Annotated in this window: 4 protein-coding genes; all 4 read right to left on the bottom strand. The window is 61.7% G+C overall.

Going from position 1 to position 4554, the window contains the following annotated elements; translation table 11 throughout:
- Positions 1 to 1727: NAD(P)-binding protein (locus FGF66_RS12230; RefSeq protein ID WP_139457912.1), on the bottom strand; the 1727-nt coding region annotated here is incomplete at its 3' end.
- A gap of 24 nt (positions 1728 to 1751) precedes the next feature.
- Positions 1752 to 2831, bottom strand: coding sequence for a dissimilatory-type sulfite reductase subunit beta (gene dsrB, locus FGF66_RS12235; protein WP_139457913.1), 1080 nt, complete (start codon positions 2829 to 2831; stop codon positions 1752 to 1754).
- A gap of 110 nt (positions 2832 to 2941) precedes the next feature.
- Entirely contained in the window at positions 2942 to 4195 is a 1254-nt protein-coding gene (gene dsrA, locus FGF66_RS12240; protein ID WP_139457915.1) for a dissimilatory-type sulfite reductase subunit alpha, read from the bottom strand.
- Between the two features lie 97 nt (positions 4196 to 4292).
- Positions 4293 to 4554: TusE/DsrC/DsvC family sulfur relay protein (locus FGF66_RS12245; protein WP_139457916.1), on the bottom strand; the 262-nt coding region annotated here is incomplete at its 5' end.

Raw genomic sequence — 4554 nt, forward strand, 5'->3', positions numbered from 1 at the left:
CCGTCGCCCATGCCCATCTGGATGTAGCCGCAGGGGCAGACCAGGGAGCAGAGGTGGCAGCCGACGCATTTCGAGTAGTTGGTATAGACTTTTTCGCCTGCCGGGTTGTCGCGGTAGCGCGTGATCGCCTCCTGCGGGCAGAACGAGACGCACTGCTTGCAGTCGAAGCAGAAGCCGCAGCTCATGCACCGTTTCGATTCGGTGACCGCTTCGTCCGGGCTGAGCGCCACGAGCAGTTCGTCGTGGTTGCCGACGACCACCTCCGGCTCGATATTGCTGCGCTTTGCCTGCGGCGTATGCACAAAGTAGAGCATATCCTGCTTGTGCGGCTTGGTGATTTCGCGGTACGGGTACTCGGGCATCGCCTCGCCCTTCAGGAAGGCGTCGATCGAGGCGGCGGCTTTGCGGCCGTGCCCCACGGCGGTGGTGATGAGATCGACCTTCAGCGCGTCGCCGCCGCCGAAAAGCTTGTCGCGGCCCGGAATGCGGAAGTTGCGGTCAACCTTGAGCCACGGGCCACTCGACGCGCTGCCGAGGCAGCCGAGGTCGGTTCCCTGGCCGATGGCCGCAACCACCATGTCCGCTTCGATGACGAAGCTCTCGTCCGTGCTCTTGTAGCGCAGGAACGGGATCGGCGAGTTCCAGCCTTCCTCGCCCTTCGCTTTCTTGACCATTTTGGTACAGCGCAGGCCGGTGACGCCGCTCTCGCCGCCGAGCACTTCAGCGGTGCCGGTCTGGAAGTACATCGTCGTGCCCTCTTTTACGGCATCGTCGTATTCATTCTCGAAGCAGGCCATCTCTTCGCGTGGTACGCCGGAGACGATGGCGGCCTCGGAGCCGAGACGCAGCGCGAGACGCGCGACATCCATCGCCACGTTACCGTCGCCGATGACCACGACGTGCTTGCCGACAGGAATGTCGTCGCCCAGCACTTCGTAGCTTTTCAGGAAGTCGATGGCGTTGGTCGCGCCGGGCGTACCGTCGAAGCCCGCCACGGGCAGGCCGCGGCCTTTCTGCGCTCCGACGCCGATGAAGACCGCGTCGTACTCCGCTTCGAGCTGTTCGAGCGTTACGTCCTTGCCGATGGTGACGCCCATCTTCGTCTCGACGCCAAGCTCGATAATTCTGGCGATTTCGGCTTCGAGCACCTTGCGATCCACGCGGTAGCCCATGATGCCGTAGAGCACCATGCCGCCGAGCTTTTCGTTGGCGTCGTAGATCGTGACGGCGTGGCCTTTGCGCCGAAGCTGGTAGGCTGCCGACAGTCCCGCCGGGCCGCCGCCGATGATGGCGACTCGCTTGCCGGTGTCAGCGCCGGGGCCTTTGAGTTTGAGGTTGTTGGCGATGGCGTAGTTGCCGATCACCTGCTCGACGGCGTTGATGGCCACGCTTTCGTCGTGCACGCCGCGATTGCACTTGCTCTGGCACGGGTGCGGGCAGATACGGCCCATGATCGCCGGGAACGGGTTGGTCTCCACCGCCGTCTCCCACGCCGATTTCAGCGCATCGTCCGACGGGTCGGTGCCGTTCAGAAAGCGGTTGATGCCGCGAATGTCCTCGCCTGCCGGGCACTCGGCGGTGCACGGCGGGGTCTGCGGTACATAGACCGGGCATTTGTGGCTCTGATCCCCGAAGGCGACGATCTTGTCGGTCCCTGTCAGTTCGCTGAAGGCAGGGAAGACGTACTCTGTCGCAAAATCGAGAATCGGGTTTGATTCTGCATTCATGAGGTTGCTCCTTTGCTTTTCAGCTTAAAAACGGATGTGCGCCGACTGGTTGAAGGTGGTTCGGGCGTGACGATAGCTGTCGATCATGTTGTCGTCGAACTGCAAGCCGGTCTCTTCGAAGAAGCGCTTCCAGCCGATGCGGTTGATCCATTCGCCGATGCGCTCCCACGGGCGGCCTCCGGCTTTGTAGGCGGTGAGGATGCGGCCGACGACTTCGGTCACTTCCGGCCAGCGCGGCGGGTTGTTCGGCAGATTGTGCGCCACGAGGCTCATCGTCGAGGGTTTCGAGCGGGCGTTGCTGTTCTTGCCGCCAACCCAGACCGCGAATTTCGAGTGTTCGGGGTGGTTGATCTCCATCGCCGGGCAGGCGCCAAAACACGCGCCGCAGCAGATGCACTTCGCTTCGTCAACCATGAGGCTCTTTTTGCCATCGACGACGGTCGGGCGGATAGCCGCCACCGGGCAGCGGGCCACGGCTTTGGGCAGTTCGCAGGTCTTGACGAGGTGCTCGTGGTTGATGCGCGGGGGGCGGGTGTGCTTGACGACGACGGCGATGTCGGCCTGGCCGCCGCAGTTGATCGAGCAACACGAGGTGGACAGACGCACCTTGTTGGGCATCTGCATGTCCTTGAACTCGTTGTAAACGGTGTCCATCATCGACTTCACCACGCCGGAGGCGTCGGTGGCCGGAATATCGCAGTGCAGCCAGCCCTGCGTGTGCGAAACCGCCGAGACGCACATGCCGGTGCCGCCAACCGGGAAGCCGAGCGATTCGAGTTCGGCGATCATCGGCTCGACGTTCTCGCCGTTCGGCGTCAGGAACTCGACGTTGTTGCGCACCGTGAAGCGCAGGAAGCCGTCGCTGTACTTGTCGGCGACGTCGCAGAGCTGGCGTACTTTATCGATGGTATCCTGGCGAGGGGTGCCCGCGCGAACTGTCCAGATCGTGTCGCCGCTCTCGGCTACGTGCTTCAGGACGCCCGGTTTCGGGATTTCATGGTATTTCCACTTGCCGTAGTTTTTCCTGACCACCGGATGCAGCGCCTCTTCGTAGGTGTGCGGACCCGACTCTATGGTCTTCCAGGTTCTTTCCTGACTGCTCATGCTCGTTCCTGTAGGTTGAAGCGCACCGGCTCCTTTCGCGGGAGCCGATACGACTGAGTTTGTGCTGTTATTTCGTCGCCGCTCTGTTTGTCTGTCCAGAGTAGCGGCTGTCAGTACTTGGCTTTGAAATAGGGGTTGTCCCTCGGGCGCGAAATCTGGTTGATGTCGTACTCGATGCCGACGCCGTCGAGGAACTGTTTCAGCCCCACGCGCTCGATGGTTTCGCCGATGCGCTCGTGGTCGAGGCCTGCGTCATCCCACCAGTCGATGATCTCTTCGATCAGTTCGAGGAAGGCTTCGCGGTCTTCGTCGGTCTCCATCTTCATGAAGGGCACGATGAGCGATCCCATGTTCACGCCGACTTTCAGCGTGTTCTTGCCGCCCATGAGCAGCGCGATGCCTTTTTCCTTGCCGGGCGAGAGCGCTTTGGACATGGCGTTGATGCAGTGCATGCAGCGTACGCAGTCGCCGGTGTCGATCTGGATGCCGCCCTCCTTGAGCGTGATCGCTTTGGTCGGGCAGTGGTTGATGACGTTGTTGACCAAGGCATCCACGCCCTTTTCGGCGATCCAGGCCTTCACTTCGTCGTGGTCGATGGCGATGGCGTCACGCCACGTGCCGATTACCGCCAGGTCGGAGCGCATGATCGCGTTGGTGCAGTCGTTCGGGCAGCCGGAGAATTTGAATTTCAGCTTGTAGTTCCATTCGGGGCGATGGACGCGACCGGAGAAGTACTTGAGCGCGTCAAGGTGCAGCTTGAGGTTGTCGTAGCAGGCGTTGTCGCAGCGGGCCTGGCCGATGCACGACACGCCGGTTCGCATACCCGCGCCCGCGCCGCCGAGATCCCAGCCCTTCTGGTTCAGCTCGTCGAAGCACTCCTGAACCTTGTCCTGCTCGATGCCTTGCAGCATGATGTCGCCGGTCTGGCCGTGCAGGGTGATGATGCCGCTGCCGTATTTTTCCCAGGTGTCGCACAGTTCGCGCAGCATCGCCGTGTTGTAGTGCAGGCCCGGAGCGGGCTGGATGCGCATCGTGTGGAACTCGGCGGCTTCGGGGAACTTGTCCTTGATCATCGAGTAGCGCGTGATGATGCCCGCGCCGTACCCGTCAACCGTCACCAGGCCGCCTTTCCAGTAGCCCATCTTGGTGTTGTAGGAATATTCGAGCTGGTCGAGCACGCCGCGCAGCATCGGTTTCTGCGTCCGCTCCGCAAGCTCCTTGAAGCCCGAGATGAAGCTCGGCCACGGGCCGCTTTCGAGCTGGTCGAGCATCGGCGTTTCGTTCAGGAACTTGCCGTTGCCCGACGAATTGCACCCGCCGCAATGGCACGACTCTTTCACAGCGCTGTCGTTAGCACCTTCCATGTTGCCTCCTTTGGTTCTCAGATACTTTGGTGACGGGCGACCTTTCACCAGGATCGCCCGTCAATTCGTTGTGGGTTTGCCTCACGCGGCCCGCGCTTCAAACGCAGCCGGTCGGCTTGGGAAGTCCGGCGATCTTGCAAGCCTGCAACGCCGGGCCTTTCGGGAACATCGCATAGAGGAACTCCGACGCCTCTTTCTTGTCCATGCCCTTCTCGCTGGCGACCGCCTTGGTCAAAACCTTCACGGCTGGCGCAATCTGGTACTCCTTGTAGTAGTTACGGAGGAACTTCACCAGATCCCAGTGACCCTCTTCCATCGCAATATCCTCGCCCTCGGCGATCTTCACCGCCACATCCTCG

It is taken from the genome of Chlorobaculum thiosulfatiphilum (assembly GCF_006265165.1).
Lineage (GTDB): Bacteria > Bacteroidota > Chlorobiia > Chlorobiales > Chlorobiaceae > Chlorobaculum > Chlorobaculum thiosulfatiphilum.